Source organism: Nonomuraea jabiensis (genome assembly GCF_014204795.1).
Lineage (GTDB): Bacteria > Actinomycetota > Actinomycetes > Streptosporangiales > Streptosporangiaceae > Nonomuraea > Nonomuraea jabiensis.
Genome location: NZ_JACHMB010000001.1, coordinates 7,527,004 through 7,546,861 on the forward strand (window position 1 = coordinate 7,527,004; position 19,858 = coordinate 7,546,861).

The following is a 19,858-nucleotide window of genomic DNA, read 5'->3' on the forward strand; positions in this document are numbered from 1 at the left end:
CGGCGGCGGGGTGGTGGTTACAGGCCGCAGAGCTCGTCGAGCGACTTGGCGCTGCCGCCCTTCTGGGTGTTCCGGGTCGGCGTCTGCGTGGGCGTCGCCGGGCGCGTACGGGTCGGCGAGGCCGAGGACGTGATGCTCGGGGACGCGCTCACGTTGGCCGTCTGGGCCTGGCGGGCGGGCCGGTTGGAGTCGGCGATCGCCTTCCTGGAGGCCACGCGGATCTTCGCCCAGTCGGGAGAGCCCGGCCAGAACTCCGGCGGCACGAACTGCATGCTCGTGATCCGGGCGTCCTTGACCTTGACGGCCAGCTCCACCAGCGGCTGCACCAGATGCTGCGGGATGTTGGTCTGGGCCAGCCGCTTGGCCGCGCCGGCGATCCTGGTGAAGTTGGTGAGGATCACGGTGGGCGTGGCCTGCTGGGCGAAGGCGCCGATGACGCAGCGCTGGCGGGCCATGCGGGAGAAGTCGTCGCTGTTGACCCGGGAGCGGCCGTACCAGAGGGCCTGCTCGCCCGTCAGCTTCCGGTAGCCCGCCTTGATGGTGCCCGCCGTGCCGAAGTGGCCGCCCCACTTGACGTCCTGCTCGACCCGGATCTTGAGGCCGCCGATGGCGTCGACGAGGTCCGCGAAGCCGTACATGTTCATCAGCATGTAGTAGTCGATCTTGAGGTTCAGCGTGTAGCCGATGGCGTCCATCAGCGCCCGGGGGCCCTTGTTCTTGCCGCCCATGAGCTGCGGGTTGTCGTTGGCGTACTGCCAGACCTCGTTGAGCAGGCCCCCGTTGGGGAGCTCGGCCATGTAGCCGTTCGGGAACTGCTTGTGCAGCGGCGAGGTCGGCGGGAAGCGCACGTGCTGGAGGTTGCGCGGCAGGCTGAACAGGACGGTGTTGCCCGTCTTGAGGTCGATGCTGGCCACGTTCATGCTGTCGGTGCGCACGCCGGTGCGGTTGCCGGCCGCGTCGCCGCCGATCAGCAGGAAGTTCACGCGGTCCTTGCCGCCCCACGGGTCCTCGCCCTCCTTGACCGGGGCGGGGGCTTCGGGGTCGGACACCGAGGGGAAGATCTGCTTGATCGCTTCCCGCGCGGTCAGCACGTAGTTCGCGGTCAGGGCGAACGGCGACATCACCGCCACGCACAACACCCCGACGACGATGCCGGTCAGCACCTGGCCCTGCTGGTTGAGGCGGTTGGGCCCGAGCGCGACGTACGAGGTCACCAGCACCGCGAACCACAGCAGCGCGAGGACCGAGGCCACCACGACGACGGTGACCATCATCCCGTCGCCGGCGAAGGCGGTGAGGTTCTGCAGATTTCGGGTCAGTCCGTAGGCCAGGGCCGCGAGGAGCAGCACCGCGTACACGCTGAGGAGGATCAGCCCGGTACGGCGGCGCCCGGCCCGCAGATGTGCGGCGCCGGGCGCGATGGCGGACAAGGCGGTCCACCCGAGTACGGAGGCCGTCGTCAGGGGCTTGGCGAAGCGAGGCGATGAGGAGCCAGGGCGCGGACGGCGAACAGGTCGCCGTTTCTTGCCCCCTGGCACGGTTTCCGCCCCATCGCGATTGCTCACACCCGGCTCCTTACACGCCTACCAGGCAAAACTGTCGTTGCCCCCCGTTGGGCACAAGATTGCCAGGATTCTAGTCCCCATATCTGGACATCAGAGACATGCGCCCAAGCTGAGATGAACACTACGTGCACGATGGGCCGCGTTTTGCGGGTTTTGGGTAGGTCGTAACTTTTTTTAGGAGACGGTCGAAGACGGCGCCATCCAGGTGTTGCACTGGTACGTCTTGTCCCGCTCCCAGCCCTGCCGGAACCACCGGTTGTTGTTCGCGGGCGTGCCGTGGTCGCGCGGCCACCCCGGATAGTCGCCCACCTGGGCGTAGAACGAGAACAGGCGGCTGCGCAAAGACGTGTTGACCGGGTACGACGCCGCCACCGACCGCATCCACATGCCGCCGAAGCAGGTCGCCTGCAGCTCGAGCCGCCTGCTGAGCGCCAGCTTGCCGCTCTGGCTGGAGGAGTCGAGGGTGGCGCGCCACCAGGAGTCCATCAGGCCGGTGATGTTCTGGATGTGGTGGCCGTACTCGTGGGCCATCATGCTGATGATGCCGCCGTGCCAGGAGATGATCTGCCCGTACCCGCGGGCGTTGCCGTTGCCCCGGGCCATGGCCGAGGTGGAGGCGTAGATCGTGTTGTTGCGCGGGCAGTAGTACGGCACCATGCTCCCGGCCGACGGATAGTCGCCGCACGCGCCCCTGCCCCGCTTGGCGGCGATGGCGTAGTTGGGCGCGCTGAACTGGATGCCCTGCTTCTCCAGGATCGGCCCCCATGCCCGGTCCATGCACTTGCCGGTCTTCAGGATCAGCGCCTTGAGCTGGCTGTGGTTGAAGATGTTGGCGTTCCCGCCGGAGCAGCTCAGCCTGGGCAGCGAGCCCGCCCGGTACATGGTGTTGCTCTTCAGGCTCGTGTTCAGCGTCACCTTGGGAGGCTGCGTCGGGGTCGTCTCCGGCTCCTGGGACTCCTCCTGGGTGGGCTGCCGCGTGGGCGAGTCGGACTCCGTCGGGGCCGGCCGCGTGCGGGTGGGGAACGGGTCGCTGGTGGCGCGCTCCGAAGGCTCGTACGTCGGGATCGCGACCGGTGTCGTCGTCTCCGACCTCGACGCGCTCTTGAACAGCGCCGAAGCGATGACGATCAGCACGAACAGCGCGGCGATCCCCCCGAGCACCCCGCCGATCACGCCGAAGACGCCCATGCCCGACTTCCTGCGCTGCGGCGGCCCCCACTGCGCCGGCGGCAGAGGCGGTGGCGGTGGGGGAGGGGGTGGCGGAGGCGGCGGTTGCCGGTATTGCTGCTGCTGCCCGTAGGGTGGCGGCGGTGGCGGGTACTGCGGGCCGCCCTGGGGATAGGTCTGCTGCGGATACGCCGGCCCCTGCGGGTGCTGGTACGGGTTCCCCTGCGGAGGCGGGGGAGGGGGCGGCGGCGGTGGCGTCGGGTACGGCTGTCGGCTCGGCGGCTGCGGCTGGCGGTAGTTGGGCGGCGGCCACGGCAGCGACGGTGGCCTCTGTGGCTGCCCTGGCCCTTGGGGCGGGGGTGGATATTGCCCGTTCCCTGTCACCGTGTCTCCCCGTTCACCCGGTTGTCTGGAATCGATGGCTTTGCGCCGCGACTTGCCGGACCCTTGTCAAATTTGGGGCAAAAGCATACTCATTTCTCACCCGTCACGGATGTAGCAGTGATCGGTTACGGTCCGAAATCATTCGAGGTGATCTCGGTTATCTCCCGGTCCGCGCGGCGGGCGTTGCCCTAGCTTCTTTGGCATGAATCTCCAGCAGCTCCGCTATGTGGTCGCGACTGCGGAGCACCGCACCATGACCGACGCGGCAAGATCGCTCTACATCGCGCAGCCTGCGCTGTCCCGCGCGATCCGCGATCTGGAGCGGGAGCTCGGCATGACGCTCTTCGCTCGTTCAGGCCGTGGCGTGGTCGTCACCGCGCAGGGCCGTCGCGTGGTCAAGCTGGCGAGGGAGGCACTCGACGCGGTTCGCGAGATCGAGGGCCTGGCCAACCACAGCGGCGTCACGGAAGCGGAGCTCCGCATCGCGTCCACGCCCAGCCTCGAACCCGGCCTGGCCGGGAGGCTGCTCCCGGCTTACGCGGCCGAGCATCCGGGAGTACGCGTGCACATCGTTCGCTGCGACGGCAGAGACAGCGTCGTCAGCGCCATCAGAGATCAGCGGGCCGACCTCGGGCTCACCGATCTCCCGGTCCCCACGGACCTGATCACCCATCCGCTCGAGCGCCAGGAGATCGTCCTGATCTCCCCGCCCGGGCTCGACCTGCCCAACCCGGTGCCCATGGGCAAGCTGCACGGCATGCGCCTGGCGCTGCCGGCCCGCGGCAGCATGCGGCGCAGGGAGCTGGACGCGATGTTCGGCAAGTACTCGGTGAGCCCTGTGGTCGTGCTCGAAACCGACGAGCGCAACGGCTGGCTCAACGCGGTACGCGCGGGCCAGGCGTCGTTGCTCTGGTACCGCGGCCTGGCGGAACAGGCCAGCCGCGCGGGCCTGATCGTGCGCTCGCTCGAACCCGCCGTGCGGCGCGTCATCGCCGTCGTGCACGCCCGCCGCCGCCTGCCGCTCATCGCCCAGGACTTCCTGGCCACCGCAGAAAAGGGGACAGCGGCCTGACCCGATTAGGAACGATCCATGCTCATGGCCTCCACTCCGTGGAGGCGGGTTCGGTCGCCGGAAAGCCCGGTAGCCCTACCGGGAAACCGGCAACCGCACCACGGCTCGTAGCCCAGGTGCGGCGTCCTCCAGGACGACCGTGCCGCCGTGCGCACGCACGGTCTCCCGTACGATCGCCAGCCCCAGCCCGGCGCCGCCCTCATCACGGCTGCGCCCGGAGTCCAGCCTGGTGAAGCGGTTGAAGACGCGCTCGCGATCCTGTTCGGGGATGCCGGGCCCGTCGTCGGTCACCGTCAGCACTCCGTCCGCGGTCAAGGCCACCTCGACCTTGGAAGAGGTGTGGCGTACCGCGTTGTCCATCAGGTTCGTCAGCACCCGGCTCAGGTCGAGGGCGTCGCCGCGCACCACGACCGGGTCGCACACCGTCAGGCGCGCCTCGGCGTACCTGTCGACGGTCTGGCGGACCACCTCGTCCAGCTCGACGGGTTCCTGTCTGGCGGGCACGCCGCCGCGCTCGTCCAGCCTGGCCAGCGCCAGCAGGTCCTCGGCCAGCCTGGACAGCCGCATCGTGTCCTCCAGGACGCCCTCGGCGGTCTCCCGCCAGTCCTGACCCTCGGGATGTCCCAGCGCGACCTCGAGCTGCAGCCTGATGCTGGCCAGCGGGCTGCGCAGCTCGTGCGCCGCGTCGGAGACCAGCGCCCGCTGGCGCTGCTCGGCCTCCTCCAGCCTGGCCAGCATGCCGTTGAGCGTGGTGGCCAGCGAGTACACCTCGTCACGCGACTGCGGCACCGGCAGCCGGCGCGACCTGGCCGTGTGCGTGATGTCCGCCGCGCCCCTGCGCAGGGCCGCGATCGGGCGCAGCGTGCGGCCGATCATGAGCCAGCTCGCCACCGCGAGCAGCACGATCAGCGCCGGCGTGCCTACCAGCAGCACCCGTCCGGCCGTGACCAGGCTGGTCTGGATCTCGCTGATGGGCCGGGCCGCGATCACGGTCTGCCCGTGGTCCGCGCTGAGCACGATCACCCGAAGGAACCCGGGGATCGCGTACGGCCGCCCGTCCAGCACCGTGGCCTGCCCCCGCTTGAGCACCTTGTCCCGGGCCTGGGCGTCCAGCAGCGGGACCAGCCGGTCGGTGCCGTACGTCACGTGCGTGATGCGCCCGCCGGCATCCACCACCTGCACGATCGTGCCGTCGTGCGTGCTGATCGGGCTGGTCAGCGTCCCGGCGTCGGCCGCCACGCGCACGGCCTGCGCCGTCTGCCTGGTGGATTCGTCCACCGTGTCCATCAGCGCCCGTTCGAGCACGCTGACCAGCACCGACGCCGACACGGCCAGCGCCAGCGCGAGCACCGCGGCGGCCGCCACCGTGAGCCTGAACCGCAGCCCCTGCCGCCGCCACCAGACGAGCGGGGAGTCAGCCACCGTCGCCCGCCAGCCGGTAGCCCGCGCCGCGCACGGTCTGGAGCGCGTTCCTGCCGAACGGGGCGTCGATCTTGCGCCGCAGGTAGCCGACGTACACCTCGACCACGTTCGGGTCGGTGTCGAAGGTGTCCCAGACGTGCTCCAGGATCTCCGCCTTCGACACGACCTCGTCCCGCCGCCGGATCAGGTATTCCAGCAGCGCGAACTCCCTCGGCGTCAGCTCGATCGAGCTCCCGTCCCGCTCGACCCTGCGCCGGGCCGGGTCGAGCGACAGATCACCGGCCACCAGCACCGACGGGCGCCGCCCCGCGTCGCGCCGCAGCAGCGCCCGGAGCCTGGCCACGAGCACCACGTACGAGAAGGGCTTGGTCAGGTAGTCGTCGGCGCCCAGGTCGAGCCCGTCGGCCATGTCGTATTCGCCGTCCTTGGCCGACAGCATGAGGATCGGCACCCAGTTCTCCTCCGCGCGCAGCTGCTTGCACACGTTGTAGCCCGAGAGCCTGGGCAGCATGATGTCGAGCACCACGACGTCGTAGTCTCCCTGCCTGGCCGCGTGCAGGCCCTCCTCGCCGTCGTGGGCCAGGTCCACGGCGAACCCCTCAGCCTGGAGCCCCCGCTGGAGCGCGGCGGCCATCCGCCGCTCGTCCTCGACGACAAGTACTCTCATGTGGCAATTCTCCTGTTCCCGCCCTGAGACAACGCTGAGAAGGCTGAGAGCCGTCTCAGACAGTCTCAGGTCTGCCACAGGATGCATCACGCAGGCTCTGAACATCGACATACCGTTAAGGAGTGAGATGCGCAGAGGCACGTTCGTGAGGTGGGGAGTGCCGATCGCGGCCGCGGCCGTGATCGGAGCCGCGATCGGCGCCGGCCCCGTCATAGCCGCGGTGAGCGGCGAGCCCACGCTGCCGGAGCGGTCGGCACAGCAGCTGCTGGCCGACGCGGCGGCGGCGACCGGCAAGGAAGGCGGCATCGCGCCGATGTCCGGCACGGTGCAGCAGACGGCCTCGCTCGGCCTGCCGGCGCTGCCGCAGACCGGCGAGGCCTCGCCGTTGAGCCTGTTGTCCGGCTCGCACGAGGTGAAGGTCTGGTACGGCGGCGCCGACAAGGTCCGGGTGGCCCTGCCGACCCAGCTGAACGAGACCAACCTGATCGTGAACGGCGACACGGCCTGGTACTGGGAGAGCGCCACCAACACGGCCACCAAGCTGACCATCAAGGCGGAGGCCGGGCAGGACAAGCGCGCCCTGCCGACGCCGCGGCCGACCGACGTGACGCCGCAGCAGGTGGCCGAGCACCTGCTGGCCAACGTCGACCAGCACACGGCGGTCCGCGTGATCAACACCGCCCAGGTGGCGGGCCGGCCGGTCTACCAGCTCGTGCTGGCGCCCAAGGACGCGGGCTCGCTCGTCCAGGAGATCCGCATCGCGCTCGACGGCGAGACCTACGTCCCGCTGCAGGTGCAGGTGTACGCCAAGGGCTCGGCCGAGCCGGCGTTCCAGGTCGGGTTCACGCAGGTGACGTTCACGCCGCCGGCGGCCGAGAACTTCACCTTCACCCCGCCCGCGGGCGCCAAGGTGGAGGAGAAGACCCTCGGGGCCGGCATGGAGCAGGACGTGGCGGCGGATCGCGCCGAGCACGCCAAGGACGTCGCCGAGCGGGCGAAGGTCGTGGGGCAGGGCTGGACGAGCGTGGCGGTCGTGCCGTTCTCGCTGTCCGACCTGAAGACCGCGACGCCGTCGGACGGCCCCCAGGGTCCCAGCCACGGCCCGGGCGGGGACGCGGGCGCCGACCCGAGCGCGCTGATCGACAGCGTGCTGAAGTCCGCCACCCCGGTGAGCGGCACGTGGGGCTCCGGCAAGCTGATCAAGACCAAGCTTGTCACCGCCCTGCTGACCGACGACGGCCGCCTCCTGGTCGGCGCGGTCACCCCGGAGGAGATCACCAAGGCGGCGGGCACCAAGTGACCGCCGTCACGCAGGAAGCAGGGGCGCCCTCCGGGGCGGCCCTGCCCCCGGGGATGGACGCGGGGGAGTTCGCGATCGTCACGGAGGGCCTGACCAAGCGCTTCCGCGGCGGCCAGGTCGCCGTGGACACGCTCGACCTGGCCGTGCCGCGCGGCTCGGTGTTCGGCTTCCTGGGGCCGAACGGCTCGGGCAAGACCACCACGATCCGCATGCTGCTCGGCCTGGTCGCGCCGACGTCGGGTGGATACTCCGTGCTCGGCCTGCCCCAGGCCCAGGCCCTGCCCAAGGTGGGGGCGCTGGTCGAGGGGCCGGCCTTCTACCCGTACCTGTCGGGCGTGGCCAACCTGATGCGCTTCGACTCCGCCGACCCGACCGCGCCCCGCGCGAGCGCGAAGCGGCGCATCGCCGAGGCGCTCGACCGCGTGGGCCTGTCGGCCGCGGCAGGCAAGCGCTTCCGCAACTACTCGCTCGGCATGCGCCAGCGCCTGGCCATCGCCGCCGCCCTGCTGGGGCCGCGCGAGCTGCTCATCCTGGACGAGCCCACCAACGGGCTCGACCCGCAGGGCACGCGCGAGGTCCGCGCGCTGGTCAAGGAGATCGCCGCCGAGGGCACCACGGTCTTCGTCTCCTCCCACCTGCTGGCGGAGGTGGAGCAGATGTGCACGCACGCCGCGATCATGCGTACCGGCAGGCTCGTGGCGCAGGGCACGATCGCCTCGCTCAACGGCGGGCTCGTGACGCGCATCCGGGTGGAGACGCCGGACGCGGCGGACGCCGCGCGGGTGCTCGGCACGCTCGGCCTCGCCGACGTGCTGACCTCGGACGGGGCGGTCACGGCGGAGCTCGGCGGCCACGCGCCGGAGCGGGTCAACGCCGCGCTGGTGGGGGAGGGCGTGGCCGTTCGCGGGCTGGCCGTGGTGCGGCCGAGCCTGGAGGACGTGTTCGTGGGACTGACAGGGGAGGGCTTCGATGTCGACGGCTGAGTCGATGGCTGAGACGGCGGGGACCCTGGGGTCCGCCGTCGGGACGACGGGGGCCTCAGGTTCGGCGGCCGAGACCCAGGAGGAGCGCCGCACGCCCGGGCTGGTGCCCGTCGCGGAGTCCATGCGCACCACGGAGCGCACCACCGAACGCCGCCCGCCGGAGCCGTCCGCTCCGGGTCCCGCCCCCGCGGCGGGAAGGGCGTGGGCGTTCTGGCGGCTGCTCGGCTCCGAGCTGGGCCTGACGTTCCGCAGGCCGCGCAACCTGACGATGCTGGCCGTGCTCGGCGTCGTGCCGATCGTCATCGGCGTGGCGCTGCGGCTCGTCGCCTCCGAGGAGGGGATGGGCGGGATCGTCCAGGACGTCGTGGGCAACAGCCTGATGCTGACGTTCGTGTCGTTCTCGTTCCTGGTGCTGCTGCTGATGCCGGTCGCCGTCAGCGTCGTGGCCGGCGACTCGATCGCGGGCGAGGCCGGGGCGGGGACCCTGCGCTACCTGCTGGCCGCCCCGGCGGGGCGCACCCGGCTGCTGCTGGTCAAGTACCTCAACGCGGTCGTCTTCGCGTACGCGGTCACCGCGGTGGTGGCCCTGACGGCGCTGGTGACGGGCCTGATCCTCTTCCCGGCCGGGGACGTGACGCTCCTGTCCGGCAGCACGATCTCGATGGCCGACGGGCTGCTGCGCATCCTCATCGCCGTCGGGTACGTCGGCGCCGGGATGGCCGCCCTGGCCGCGGTCGCGCTGGCGCTGTCGACGTTCACCGAGGTGTCCATCGGGGCCATCGCGGCCACCATGGTGCTGGTCATCGTCTGCCAGGTGCTCCGGGCGATCCCCGAGCTGGGCTCGATCACGCCCTACCTGCTGCCGTCCAAGTTCACGAACTTCGACGCCGTGCTGCGCAGCCCGATCGACTTCGGGAGCCTGCGGGACGGGCTGCTGGCGTTCGGGGCGTACATCGTGCTGTTCGGCTCGATCGCCTGGGCGCGCTTCTCCGGCAAGGACATCACCTCCTGACAGCCCGAGCGCCCCGACCGCGGACGGCCGGGGCGCGGGACGCCGTGGAGGTCGTGGACGCCGTGGACGTCAGGCGGTGGGACGGCGGCGCAGGCCGAGCGCGCCGATCACGACGCCGATGACGCCCACCACGAGCCCGGCGCCGCCGAGCAGGCGGGCGGTGCCGTCGGAGGCCGACGTGGCCGCGGCCACCGGCGCCACCGAGGGAGCGGCGGCGGCCGGAGCGGCCGACGCCGAGGCCGTGCCGTGCTTGTCGCCCCCGCTCGCGGGGACCAGCTTGAGCGTCGGGGCGGGGTGCTCCGCCTCGGTCCCGTCCGTCTTGGGCGCGTCCGACCAGTCCACCACCTCACCCCCCGAGTACGTCTGCTTCGTCGGGAACACCAGCGAGTCCGTGTCCTTGGGCAACTGCCCCATGGACACCTCGAACTCCTGGAACTCGCCCGGGTTGATCTTGCCGCCGGACCACACGATCTTGGTCACGGCCTCTTCGAGGTCGCCGTACTCGGTCTTGACCGGCTTGGGCAGCTTGCCCTGGGTGACCTTGACGTCCCAGCCCGGCAGGGGCTTGACCGACACGAACGCCAGCGGATGGTCGGTGGGGAAGGAGACCTCGATCTTGGTGGTCGAGGCGTCGTCGCGCTCGTTCGGCACCCGGAACGCGACCTTGGTGAATCCGCCCTGCTCGGCGGTGCCCGGCTGGATGGTGACGTGGGCCAGTGCCGGGATGGCGAGGCCGACGGTGAGGGCGGTGGCGGCGGCGAGCACGGTCGCCGCACGGCGTACGAAGGACATGCGAGAACTCCACTTGGTGAACGGGGATGAACAAGGGGTGTCAGACGGTCAGGCGGGAAGTGGAGGACCACGCCTGGCCACGCAGAGCCGGAACTCCGGCTGGAGCGGGACGACCCTCGCCCGGACGATCGGCGCGGCGGGCCGCGCGAACGGCGGCACGGCGACCGCCGGGAGCAGCATGAGACGGCGGCCGACGAGGCGCAGCAGCGACCAGAGCGCGGCCTCGCCGCGCGCCAGCCACAGGCCCGTGATCAGCGTGGCCGTCACGTGCGTGAGCAGCATCCCGGTGTTGACCGCCAGGCCGCCCTGGCCGTGGCCGTGCGCCGCGGCTCCCAGCTCGAACAGGCCGCGCACGGAGAAGTAGGCGGCGCCGTCGCCCGCGAACAGCTCGTGCAGCGCCAGCTGCGCCCCCACCAGCACGACGTTGATCGTCGCCGCGGAGCGCTCCCTGCCGCACAGCGCCAGCCCCAGCGCGGACACGCCCGCGAGCCCCAGGCCGGCGACCCATGGCGCGGGCGCCGAACCGCCGCCCAGCACGTGGGCGAAGGCGGCGAGAGCCACGCAGACGGCGGCGAAGGCGGCCGTCCGCGCGAGCCTGAGGGGAAGGTGCGCACGCATGGGTGTGCCCCATGCTCTCACGGGGCAGTGAGTCATGAGACCCGAAGTCCGAACGTGCACATTGGCTGGTCCAAAACGGGCATTTAGGGCTAGGGTCGTGCCGACCGCGTTGACATCGAGGTGAGAACGTTGCGGCACTTAGGTGGTTTCCTCATCGGGCTGGTGGTGACGGCGGCCGTGCTGGCGGGTGGCGGCTGGGCCGTCCAGCAGGCCGTCGGCAACGCCGCGGCGACGCCACCGGACAACCAGAAGATGTGGATCGCGCTGGGTGCGATGGCCGCCGTCGGGCTGGTCGTCGGGCTGGTGGTGGCGGGCCGGATCTCGCCCATGGCGACGTTCGTGCCGTCGATGGTCCTGCTGGCCTGGACGGTCGTGTACGCACTCGACGTGAACAGGGCGATCTCCCTCATCCCGAGCGCCCCGTCGGTCAACCAGATCATCCTGGACGCCGGCCTCGGCGCCAAGACCCTGCTCACGTCGGGCGTGCTCGCCCTGCTCGGCGTGGCGCTGTTCATCCCCGTGCTGATGCCGTCGCGCTGGTCACGCCAGTACGACGACGTCGACGAGGACTACGAGGCCACGCCGGAGGGCAGCTACTACTGAGCTGTACCTGTATAGAGGCGGGTCACCACGTCCTCGATGCTCGACTGGCCGGGAGAGGTGGCCATCAGGTCGTCGAGCGTGCCGTCGAAGGCCAGCCGCCCGTGGTCGATCACCATGACCCGGCGGCACAGGCGCTCGATGTCGCCGAGGTCGTGCGTGGTCAGCAGCACGGTCGTGCCGCGCTCGGCGTTGACCCGCTGCAGGAACTCCCTGATGCCGGCCTTGCTGACCACGTCCAGCCCGATCGTCGGCTCGTCCAGCACCAGCACGTCGGGCGCGTGCAGCAGCGCCGCCGCGAGGTCGCCCCGCATGCGCTGGCCCAGGCTGAGCTGGCGCACCGGCGTGCGCAGGAACTCGCCCAGGTCGAGCGTCTCGGTCAGCTCGCCGAGCCGCGACCTGAACGTGACCCGGTCCACCCTGTACAGGTGGCGGATCAGCTCGAAGCTGTCGGCGAGCGGCAGGTCCCACCACAGCGTCGTCCGCTGCCCGAACACCACCCCGATCCGCCGCGCCAGCGACGTGCGGCGGCGCGACGGGTCGAGCCCGGCCACCCGGACCCGGCCGGACGTCGGCGTGAGGATGCCGCAGAGCATCTTGATGGTGGTGGACTTGCCGGCCCCGTTGGGTCCGAGGTAGCCGACGAACTCTCCCGCCGACACGGTGAACGACAGGTCGCTCACGGCGTGGACGACATTCCTCTTGATCCTGAACGAGCGTCCGGCCCGGTCAAGTTCGATCATCCTCAACTCCCCGTGGATCGGTAGTGCCTGATGCCCTGCCGCCAGGCCAGACCGGCCAGCAGGGCGAGGACCAGCGCGGCGACCGGCGTGGCGAACCGCAGGAGCTCCGGCGTGCCGAACGGGTCGTCCCTGCCCAGCACGTACAGGCCGGGCTGCCAGTTGACGAAGGCCAGCGGGAGCACATAGGTCACGCCCCTGACCAGGTCGCGGCCGTAGATGCTGAGCGGGTACTGGCTGAGCTGGTTGCTGCCGTAGGTCAAGGCGTTGGACACCTCGGGGGCGTCGGTCAGCACGAACTGGACCGCGCCGCCGAGCGTCCAGAGCGCCGCGAAGATGACGATCCCGGTGACCAGCATGACGGGGATCATCCAGGCGCGGCGCCAGTCGAGGTCGAGCGCGGCGACGCCGTAGCCGAGCACGACGCACGCCTGCAGGATCCGGCCCACCCTGGCGGGCACGAACCGGTCGGTGGCGAGCTGGATCCACGGGCTGACCGGCCTGGTCAGGAACGTGTCGAGGGTGCCCGCCTTGATGTGCTGGCTGATCCGGTCGATGTTGCTGACGAACGTGTCGCAGATGGCGAACGACACGCCGGCGGCGCCGTACAGGAAGAGGACCTCGTCACGGGAGAAGCCCGCGAGCGTGGTGGTGTTGGCGAAGACGATCAGGATCACGGCGACGTCCAGCGCGGAGGTGAGGACGCCGAACAGGGTCATCAGCGCGAACGACACCGGGTACGCCGCCGCGGCCCTGGTCCAGGTCCACAGCAGCAGGAAGTAGGTCCTAACCACCCTGGATCACCACCTTGCGGCGGATCGCCATGGTGCCGAGCGCGCCCAGGCCGAGCAGGATCGCGGCCCAGAGCGCCTGGAACGCGAGCGTCTCCAGGACCGGGGCCTTGCCCAGGTAGAGGTCGGTCGGGAGCTGGACCATGGCCGCCCAGGGCAGCACCATGACCAGGTCGCCGAACCAGCCGGGGAACAGGTGCAGCGGCACCATCATCCCGGAGAAGAACGTCGTCAGGAGCATCGACACGACCGCGACGCCGCGGTCGTCGAGGAGCCAGCAGACCGACAGCGCCACCAGGTAGCGCCAGCCGAAGCTGACCACCACCGCGACGGCGAAGCCGGCCAGGAACGACAGCCACTGCCCGGGTTCGGCGGGGACCCTGATGCCGAACACCACCGCGCCGACCAGCATGGGCGGGATGCCGCGGACCAGGAACAGGTAGGCGGCCCTGCCCAGGTCCTCGGCCAGCGTCCAGAGCTGGAGCGAGGCGGGCCGGACCAGATCGAGCGCGATGTCGCCGCTGCGGATGCGCTCGGGAAGTCCGAGCCCGCCCCCGAACAGCTGCATCGGGCCGATGAACGCCTGGGTGATGAAGCAGAACGTCACGGCGTCGGTCACGTCGTAGCCGGCCAGCCCGGGGCGGGCCTGCCAGAGCGCGATGAGGATGTAGGCGCGAAGGATGCCGAAGACGCTGTTGGTGAAAGCGCCGGCGATCGCGGCCCAGACGTAGGTGGCGTGCTTGCGGAAGCCGTACCGGACAAGCCGGGCATAGAGGGGTATGGTTTTGCACCTCCGGAGGGTGATAACACGGTGACCAACCGTGTTCGGACCCGCGCACGGGTCTGCCGATGGAAAGCATGGAATTATGCGTCGCGGGCCGGGGGCCCCGCAACGCAATTAATCGCTCAACGGTCGGCGAGACGGTAGACGAAGCGCAGGCCCGACCACGTGTCGTCGATCGCGGCCACCTTGTTGTCCACCAGGCCCATGGACAGGCCGTAGTCGCGGACGGGGTTCTCCGAGAGGTCGGTCGGCACCTTGCTCGCGCGTTTCGGCCAGCAGACCCACAGGCCGCCGCTCTTCGCCAGCAGGGCCAGGGCGGGTGGGAACGCCTCGTGAAGGGCGGCCGAGTCGGGGCAGAAGACCAGTATGACGTCGTACGGCCCGCCGGCCGCGGCCCGATGCACCTCGGCGGCGGGCTCGCCCAGGTCGAGGCCGTCGGGGGCATCGACGGCGAGCACCTGGTGTCCGGGCTTGACGCCGAGCTTGCGTGGCAGTGGTGTGCCCGAGTATCCGGCCATGGAGGACAGCGTGTCACAGCACCGAAATATCCAGGTAAGAGATGAGATACTTACTGGCCGGTAGAAGGATCTCATCCGGGGAAGGAGATTCAGCGGAGGGCGATATGCAGATCGACCGGGACGTGGTCCCCGACTATCCCTTGAGCTGGCAAGCCCGCGCCCTGACCAGTCTGATGTGGGGCACCCTGAAGCCGGCGTCCACCGTGCTGATGCGCCATCCGCTGGCCCTGGTGTGTGCGGCCCGGCTCGGCGAGCTCGGCCGCCTGGTCCGGGTGCCCCAGCCCGAACACGTCGTCATCGAGCCCGCCGAGTTCTCGGACTGCGGGGGCGAGTGGGTGCACGGCAGGCCGGGGCTCGACGAGAGCAAGGCGGTGCTCTACTTCCACGGCGGCGGCTACTTCTCGTGCTCCCCGCGTACCCACCGGTCCATCACCTGGCGGCTGTCGGTGGCGGCCCGGCGGCCCGTGCTGGCGCTCGACTACCGGCAGGGGCCCGTGCACAAGCTGGCGGACTCGCTGACCGACGCGCTGGACGCGTACGAGTGCCTGCTGCGGCGCGGCCACGCGCCCGGGGACGTCATCCTGGCGGGGGACTCGGCGGGGGGCCACCTCACGCTGGCCACGCTGCTGGCGCTGCGGGACCGGGAGCTGCCGATGCCCGGCGCGGCGATCTGCCTGTCGCCGTGGGCCGACCTGACCGACATCCCGCGGCACGCGAACCGCTGGCAGGACCCCATGCTCCCGGCCGGGCGGGTGCGCTGGCTGGCCCGCCGGTGGACCTCGGGCCTCGACCCGAGCGACCCGCTGGTCTCCCCGGTGCTCGGGGACTTCACGGGGCTGCCGCCGCTCATGATCGTGACCGGCTCGACCGAGGTGCTGCGGGACGAGGCCAGACGGGTGGCCGAGCGGGCGCGGCAGGCGAAGGTGCCGGTACGGTACGAAGAGTGGAACCGGATGCCGCACGTCTTCCCCATCCTGGCGGACGTGCTGCCCGAGGCGCGGCTGGCCTTCCGGCACATGGCGTACTTCCTGCGGGCCGTGGCCGCCCGCCGGGCGTCCAGGGGCGACATCGCGGCGTGAATTTTCGGCACTGCCCTTTTTGAGGTTCCCGGCGTACGCTGACAACTTGGAGAACGTGTAAGGTTAGGTATACCTAACCTGAAGTCAGGGGGCTGTGCATGACCGAGAAGCCCACGGATCACCATCGTGGCGTCGTCCTGCGGACCGAGTGGATCTCGCGGCACATGGTCCGCGTCGTGGTCGGGGGCGACGGGCTGGCCGACTTCGCGACCACCGGCCTGACGGACCACTACGTCAAGCTGGTCTTCCCCTACGAAGGCGTCGAATACCCCACCCCGTTCAGCGTGAAGACCTGCCGCGAGACGATGCCGCGCGAGCTCTGGCCGCGGCTGCGGACCTACACCGTACGCGCCTGGGACCCCGACAGCCGCGAACTGACCCTCGACTTCGTGGTGCACGGCGACGAGGGCCTGGCCGGGCCGTGGGCCGCGCAGGCCGCTCCTGGGGACGTCGTGCTCATGCTCGGCCCCGGCGGCGGCTACGCGCCCGACCCCGAGGCCGACTGGCACCTCCTGATCGGCGACGAGAGCGCGCTGCCGGCCATCGCGGCGGCGCTGGAGAGCCTGCCGGAGGGTGCGCCGGCCCACGTGCTGGTCGAGGTGGACACCCCTGAGGACGAGCAGAAGCTCGACACGGCCGCCGACGCCCGGATCACGTGGCTCTACCGCAGCGGCCGTCCCGTGGGCGAGAAGCTCGTGGCGGCGGTGCGGGCGCTGGAGTTCCCCGAGGGGGACGTGCACGCGTTCGTGCACGGCGAGGCCGGCTTCGTGAAGGAGCTCCGCCGTCATCTGCGCGTCGAACGGCGCATCGGGCTGGACCGGCTGTCCATCTCCGGATACTGGCGCTCGGGGGCCGACGACGAGGCGTGGCGCGAGATGAAGCGCGAGTGGAACCGTCAGGCCGAGGCCGAGGAGGAGGCCGCGATCGCCTCCTAGGCTCCTGGGGCACGCCAGGGTCGAAACACCACTTCAGACCACTCAACCCCAGCACTTACTGACCCCAGGGGAACGAAGACCTTACCTCCAATACCCCTTATGGCAGACATGCGGAAAGCCTCCGCGGATCCGGACACAGTGTGCTTTGCCGAGTCCCGGATCAGAGAGGCGAAACCCGTATGGCGCGTGGTGCTGGCGACATGCCTCCTGGCGTGCGGCCGCTTACGGTGGGCGACCCGGTCATCATCGGCCGATACCTGCTCCTCGGCCGCCTCGGCACGGGCGGGATGGGAGTGGTGTATCTGGCCGAACACCCTCGGGGTGGCCTGGTGGCACTCAAGACGCCGCATGCGGTGCATCTCAACGATGCCACGTTACGCGCGCGCTTCGCTGAGGAAGTGACTTTCTCGCGAAGATTGGTGCCGTTCTGCACGGCGGCGGTCCTGGAGGACGGCACCGACAAGGACCGCCCGTACCTGGTCACCGAGTACATCCCGGGCCCGGCGCTCTCCCAGGTCGTCGCGGCCAAGGGGGCGCTCGCGCCCGATCTCGCGTACGGCGTGGCGCTCGGCGTGGCCGCCGCCCTGGTGGCGGTGCACGAGGCGGGGCTGGTGCACCGGGACCTCAAGCCCGGCAACGTGCTGCTGTCCACGCGGGGGCCGCGCGTCATCGACTTCGGCATCGCCCGCGACGTCGACACCCTGGCCGCGCACACGCAGGCCGGGCAGGTCATGGGGAGCCCCGGGTGGGTGGCTCCGGAGCGGCTGACGGGTGGCGCGGCGCTGCCCGCGTCGGACGTGTTCGCGTGGGGGTGCGTGGTGGCGTTCGCGGCCACGGGGCACCACCCGTTCGGGGGCGGGGAGGCGGATGTGCTGACCCGGCGCATCCTGTTCGACCCGCCGCGCGTGGCGGGCGTGCCCGCCCTGCTGCGGCCGGCCGTGGAGGCGGCGCTGGCCAAGGATCCCGCCGACCGGCCCCCGTCCGCCGACCTGCTCCGGGCGCTGCTGGCCGCCGGGGGCGTCGGCGAGCCGTGGGATCTGCGGCAGGCGGTGGCCGGGGTGCTGGAGGAGATCTGGACGCCCGTGCCCTATCCGCCCGGCGGCGGGCGGGTACGTCTCGCCTCCCCGACCGGCGAGTCCGGGACGCCGGGGGAGGGAGTGGAGCGTTCCCGTACGCGCAGGCGCAGGGCCAAGGCCGGTGCGCACCTGTCGCACGCCAGCTTCGCCGCCCTGGCCACGGTGTCCATCGCGGCCCTCACGGTGATCGCGGCGGGCGGCGACGGTACGAGCGTCGGAGGCGGCTCGCTGCTGCCGGGCGGCCCGTCGATCGTGCGCTCTTCCGGCAGCGCGGACTCGACCGCCCGCCCCCCGTCCACGCCCGCCGTCACCCTCCCGCCGACGAAGGCCGCCGCCCCGCCCACGCCGGCGAGCACGCCCACGACGTTCCTCCCGCACACCCGTACCAAGGCGCCGCTGACGGTGCGCACCCCCTCGCCGGGCCGGCAGGACACGTTCGGACCGTCCAGCAGCAGCGGACCGGGCGGCGGGGACCCCGCCGACTGCGCGAGCCCGGCGCGCGGGCGCGGCAACGCGGTCAGGAGGGACTGCCCGCGGCCCTCGCAGTCGATCAGCACGATCCCGCAGGACGGGCCCGGCGAATCGCCGGACCCGTCCGTGTCCGTCTCGGAGACGCCGACGGCTAGCGGATCTTAGACAGGTCGATCAGGTAGAGGTCGTCCCCGAGCGTGTAGCTGTAGACCCTGCCGGTCGAATCCAGGGACGGCATCCGGATGGACATGCCATCCCCTGGGATGCCCAGATCGCCCGACTTGCCGGTGTCCAGGTCGTAGAGTCCCACGCCCGCGGGCTTCTCGTCGCCGTACGACGAGACGTAGAAGCGGTCCTGGGTCGGCAGGTCCGCACTGTGCACGGAGCCGGGCACGTTCTTCTGCGATGAGCCGTCCCGATTCCGGAAGAAGGTCGTGCCTTCCGCGGTCCTGCCCAGGCAGATGGTCACGCCGCAGTAGCGCAGCTCCTCGCCGGGGTTGGCGACGGCCGTCCGGGTCTCGCCGGTCTCCACGTTCTGGATCCGGGCGTACGCCGTGCCGCGCGGCTCGCCTCCCCTCCCCGGCGTGCCGATCCACGGCCAGGCCAGCAGATGCATCCCGGTGCCGCCCTGGACCGGCTCCACCGTGCCGCCCCCGAGGGGAACGGTGAAGACCCCGCCCGTGTACAGGGAGAAGACGATCTTGTCGCCGGCCACGGCGAGCCTGTCGATGCCGCTGCCGTCGTCGGTCGTGTCGAGGCGCTGGTCGGCGACGATCTTCGGGGTGCCGCCGTCCAGCGGCACCGTCCAGAGGTGCGCGACGGAGTCCATCGTCTCGGTCCACCAGACCACGCGGCCGGCGCCCACGGCGAAGCCGTTGCCGAAGCCCACCGTGTCATCGGGGGCCGGGACGTCGGCGATCTTGCGTTGCGCACCGGTGTCGAGGTCGTAGGCGTAGACGGCGGTCGTCTCCCCGTCCTTGCCGGCCTGAGCCGCCATGAGCAGCGTACGGTCGTCGATGAACGTCCGCGGCAGCCACCGCGCCCCGTCGGGGGCCTTCGCCGAGACCTTCCGCACCGCCTCCGGCCAGGCCTTGTCCACCTTCTCGGCCGGTGCCTCGGTGTCTCGACCCGTGGCCGGGACGGCCGTGATGGTGTCGCCGCCGCGCAGCACGGCCGTGGCCCCGCCCGCGACCAGCACCACCGCCGCGGCGGCCAGCGCGATCCGGGCGCGCCGCCTCCTGCGCCGGTGGATCCGTTCGAGCCGCTGGGGCAGCAGGGCAGGCAGCCTCGGCGCCTGCCCGGCGGCCTGGCCGAGCGTCCTGCGCAGGGTCTCCTCAACCTCGGTCATCGTACGTTCCCCCTGGTCATCGGCTCACTCGGGAGGCCCGCGCGCAGCTTGTCCAGCGCGCGGGCGGCCTGGCTGCGTACCGTGCCGCGGGAGATCCCGAGCACGGCGGCGATCTCGGCGTCGTCGAGCTGCTCGTAGTAACGCAGCACCAGCACCGCGCGCTGCTTGCGCGGCAGCCCGGCCAGCGCCTGCCACATCCGGCGCTCGTCGCCGCTGGGCAGCGGGTCGTGGTGCGCGCCTTCCGGCAGGTCCCAGGCGAGCAGCTCGCGCCTGCGCAGCCGCCAGGTGGCGATGTGCAGCCTGGCCATGGTGGTACGCGCGTAACTCTCCGGGTTCTCCTTCAACCGCAGCCGGGACCAGGCGCCGCGCAGCTTCAGCAGCGCCTCCTGGACCAGGTCGGCCGCGTCGTGCGGATTGCCGGCCAGCACATAGCCGTAGCGCAGCAGCGCGTCGCCGCGTTCGGCGACGAACTCCGCGAAACGGGGATCACCTTCCAACAGTCCTCGCCCTTCGTCGTTCCTTCACCCCCGAGAG

Annotated in this window: 20 protein-coding genes; 8 read left to right on the forward strand and 12 right to left on the reverse strand. The window is 71.2% G+C overall.

Going from position 1 to position 19,858, the window contains the following annotated elements:
• Positions 1-17: 17 nt before the first annotated feature.
• Entirely contained in the window at positions 18-1,430 is a 1,413-nt protein-coding gene (locus HD596_RS34420) for an LCP family protein (RefSeq protein ID WP_246555034.1), read from the reverse strand.
• Positions 1,431-1,739: 309 nt separating this feature from the next.
• Positions 1,740-2,753 carry a neutral zinc metallopeptidase gene (locus HD596_RS34425; protein WP_246555036.1) on the reverse strand — a complete coding sequence of 338 codons (1,014 nt, stop codon included), beginning with the start codon at positions 2,751-2,753 and terminating at the stop codon, positions 1,740-1,742.
• A 565-nt stretch (positions 2,754-3,318) separates the two neighbouring features.
• On the opposite strand from HD596_RS34425, the gene HD596_RS34430 reads away from it, so the two are divergent.
• Complete coding sequence (locus tag HD596_RS34430) at positions 3,319-4,188, forward strand: LysR family transcriptional regulator (RefSeq protein WP_185073475.1); 870 nt, start codon at positions 3,319-3,321, stop codon at positions 4,186-4,188.
• 75 nt (positions 4,189-4,263) lie between these two features.
• Here HD596_RS34430 and HD596_RS34435 read toward each other — a convergent pair whose 3' ends face one another.
• Entirely contained in the window at positions 4,264-5,610 is a 1,347-nt protein-coding gene (locus tag HD596_RS34435) for a sensor histidine kinase (RefSeq protein WP_185073477.1), read from the reverse strand.
• Positions 5,603-6,277, reverse strand: coding sequence for a response regulator transcription factor (locus HD596_RS34440; RefSeq protein WP_185073479.1), 675 nt, complete (start codon positions 6,275-6,277; stop codon positions 5,603-5,605). The genes HD596_RS34435 and HD596_RS34440 overlap by 8 nt, the downstream gene beginning before the upstream one ends.
• 127 nt (positions 6,278-6,404) lie before the next feature.
• On the opposite strand from HD596_RS34440, the gene HD596_RS34445 reads away from it, so the two are divergent.
• Genes HD596_RS34445 through HD596_RS34455 form a run of 3 tightly spaced genes read left to right on the forward strand, consistent with a single transcriptional unit; the run spans position 6,405 to position 9,572 of the window.
• Positions 6,405-7,577: a LolA family protein gene (locus HD596_RS34445; RefSeq protein ID WP_185073484.1), complete on the forward strand. Its 1,173-nt coding sequence runs from the start codon at positions 6,405-6,407 to the stop codon at positions 7,575-7,577.
• Positions 7,574-8,560, forward strand: a complete 987-nt coding sequence (locus HD596_RS34450) for an ABC transporter ATP-binding protein (protein WP_313045503.1) — start codon at positions 7,574-7,576, stop codon at positions 8,558-8,560. Before HD596_RS34445 ends, HD596_RS34450 begins: the two co-directional genes overlap by 4 nt.
• Entirely contained in the window at positions 8,547-9,572 is a 1,026-nt protein-coding gene (locus HD596_RS34455) for an ABC transporter permease (protein ID WP_246555038.1), read from the forward strand. The genes HD596_RS34450 and HD596_RS34455 overlap by 14 nt, the downstream gene beginning before the upstream one ends.
• Before the next feature lie 69 nt (positions 9,573-9,641).
• Here the strand turns inward: HD596_RS34455 and HD596_RS34460 are convergent, their stop codons facing one another.
• Entirely contained in the window at positions 9,642-10,364 is a 723-nt protein-coding gene (locus HD596_RS34460) for a YcnI family copper-binding membrane protein (protein WP_185073486.1), read from the reverse strand.
• A gap of 48 nt (positions 10,365-10,412) precedes the next feature.
• Positions 10,413-10,982: an MFS transporter gene (locus HD596_RS34465; RefSeq protein WP_185073488.1), complete on the reverse strand. Its 570-nt coding sequence runs from the start codon at positions 10,980-10,982 to the stop codon at positions 10,413-10,415.
• A gap of 120 nt (positions 10,983-11,102) precedes the next feature.
• Here HD596_RS34465 and HD596_RS34470 point away from each other — a divergent pair, with 120 nt between their 5' ends.
• Positions 11,103-11,585, forward strand: a complete 483-nt coding sequence (locus tag HD596_RS34470) for a hypothetical protein (RefSeq protein WP_313045506.1) — start codon at positions 11,103-11,105, stop codon at positions 11,583-11,585.
• Here HD596_RS34470 and HD596_RS34475 read toward each other — a convergent pair.
• The 4 genes from HD596_RS34475 to HD596_RS34490 form a co-directional block, all read right to left on the reverse strand.
• Positions 11,579-12,325, reverse strand: a complete 747-nt coding sequence (locus HD596_RS34475; protein WP_185073490.1) for an ABC transporter ATP-binding protein — start codon at positions 12,323-12,325, stop codon at positions 11,579-11,581. The two genes, HD596_RS34470 and HD596_RS34475, sit on opposite strands and share 7 nt — an antisense overlap.
• Before the next feature lie 2 nt (positions 12,326-12,327).
• The gene (locus HD596_RS34480) at positions 12,328-13,116 is read right to left on the reverse strand and encodes an ABC transporter permease (RefSeq protein ID WP_185073492.1); all 789 of its coding nucleotides are present in this window, start codon (positions 13,114-13,116) and stop codon (positions 12,328-12,330) included.
• Positions 13,109-13,918 carry an ABC transporter permease gene (locus HD596_RS34485; RefSeq protein WP_313047616.1) on the reverse strand — a complete coding sequence of 270 codons (810 nt, stop codon included), beginning with the start codon at positions 13,916-13,918 and terminating at the stop codon, positions 13,109-13,111. The genes HD596_RS34480 and HD596_RS34485 overlap by 8 nt, the downstream gene beginning before the upstream one ends.
• 101 nt (positions 13,919-14,019) lie before the next feature.
• Positions 14,020-14,415: a DUF3052 domain-containing protein gene (locus HD596_RS34490; protein WP_185073494.1), complete on the reverse strand. Its 396-nt coding sequence runs from the start codon at positions 14,413-14,415 to the stop codon at positions 14,020-14,022.
• 104 nt (positions 14,416-14,519) lie between these two features.
• On the opposite strand from HD596_RS34490, the gene HD596_RS34495 reads away from it, so the two are divergent.
• From HD596_RS34495 to HD596_RS34505, 3 genes are all read left to right on the forward strand, one after another.
• Positions 14,520-15,494 (forward strand): alpha/beta hydrolase, encoded by a 975-nt coding sequence (locus HD596_RS34495; RefSeq protein ID WP_246555048.1) that lies wholly within the window; start codon positions 14,520-14,522, stop codon positions 15,492-15,494.
• Between the two features lie 98 nt (positions 15,495-15,592).
• Positions 15,593-16,429: a siderophore-interacting protein gene (locus HD596_RS34500; RefSeq protein ID WP_185073496.1), complete on the forward strand. Its 837-nt coding sequence runs from the start codon at positions 15,593-15,595 to the stop codon at positions 16,427-16,429.
• Positions 16,430-16,641: 212 nt separating this feature from the next.
• Positions 16,642-18,141 (forward strand): protein kinase domain-containing protein, encoded by a 1,500-nt coding sequence (locus HD596_RS34505; RefSeq protein ID WP_185073498.1) that lies wholly within the window; start codon positions 16,642-16,644, stop codon positions 18,139-18,141.
• On the opposite strand, the gene HD596_RS34510 is transcribed toward HD596_RS34505, so the two are convergent.
• Both HD596_RS34510 and HD596_RS34515 read right to left on the reverse strand, forming a co-directional pair.
• Positions 18,128-19,324, reverse strand: coding sequence for a TolB family protein (locus HD596_RS34510; RefSeq protein ID WP_185073500.1), 1,197 nt, complete (start codon positions 19,322-19,324; stop codon positions 18,128-18,130). The genes HD596_RS34505 and HD596_RS34510 overlap by 14 nt on opposite strands.
• The gene (locus HD596_RS34515) at positions 19,321-19,821 is read right to left on the reverse strand and encodes a SigE family RNA polymerase sigma factor (protein ID WP_185073501.1); all 501 of its coding nucleotides are present in this window, start codon (positions 19,819-19,821) and stop codon (positions 19,321-19,323) included. Before HD596_RS34515 ends, HD596_RS34510 begins: the two co-directional genes overlap by 4 nt.
• Between the last annotated feature and the right edge of the window lie 37 nt (positions 19,822-19,858).

What these genes read in the sequence shown, in the direction of transcription:
- HD596_RS34510 (WP_185073500.1), bottom strand. Translation starts at nt 19,324, where the DNA reads ATGACCGAGGTTGAGGAGACCCTGCGCAGGACGCTCGGCCAGGCCGCC.
- HD596_RS34455 (WP_246555038.1), top strand. Translation starts at nt 8,547, where the DNA reads ATGTCGACGGCTGAGTCGATGGCTGAGACGGCGGGGACCCTGGGGTCC.
- HD596_RS34460 (WP_185073486.1), bottom strand. Translation starts at nt 10,364, where the DNA reads ATGTCCTTCGTACGCCGTGCGGCGACCGTGCTCGCCGCCGCCACCGCC.
- HD596_RS34465 (WP_185073488.1), bottom strand. Translation starts at nt 10,982, where the DNA reads ATGCGTGCGCACCTTCCCCTCAGGCTCGCGCGGACGGCCGCCTTCGCC.
- HD596_RS34445 (WP_185073484.1), top strand. Translation starts at nt 6,405, where the DNA reads ATGCGCAGAGGCACGTTCGTGAGGTGGGGAGTGCCGATCGCGGCCGCG.
- HD596_RS34495 (WP_246555048.1), top strand. Translation starts at nt 14,520, where the DNA reads ATGCAGATCGACCGGGACGTGGTCCCCGACTATCCCTTGAGCTGGCAA.
- HD596_RS34500 (WP_185073496.1), top strand. Translation starts at nt 15,593, where the DNA reads ATGACCGAGAAGCCCACGGATCACCATCGTGGCGTCGTCCTGCGGACC.
- HD596_RS34490 (WP_185073494.1), bottom strand. Translation starts at nt 14,415, where the DNA reads ATGGCCGGATACTCGGGCACACCACTGCCACGCAAGCTCGGCGTCAAG.
- HD596_RS34425 (WP_246555036.1), bottom strand. Translation starts at nt 2,753, where the DNA reads ATGGGCGTCTTCGGCGTGATCGGCGGGGTGCTCGGGGGGATCGCCGCG.
- HD596_RS34430 (WP_185073475.1), top strand. Translation starts at nt 3,319, where the DNA reads ATGAATCTCCAGCAGCTCCGCTATGTGGTCGCGACTGCGGAGCACCGC.
- HD596_RS34440 (WP_185073479.1), bottom strand. Translation starts at nt 6,277, where the DNA reads ATGAGAGTACTTGTCGTCGAGGACGAGCGGCGGATGGCCGCCGCGCTC.
- HD596_RS34475 (WP_185073490.1), bottom strand. Translation starts at nt 12,325, where the DNA reads ATGATCGAACTTGACCGGGCCGGACGCTCGTTCAGGATCAAGAGGAAT.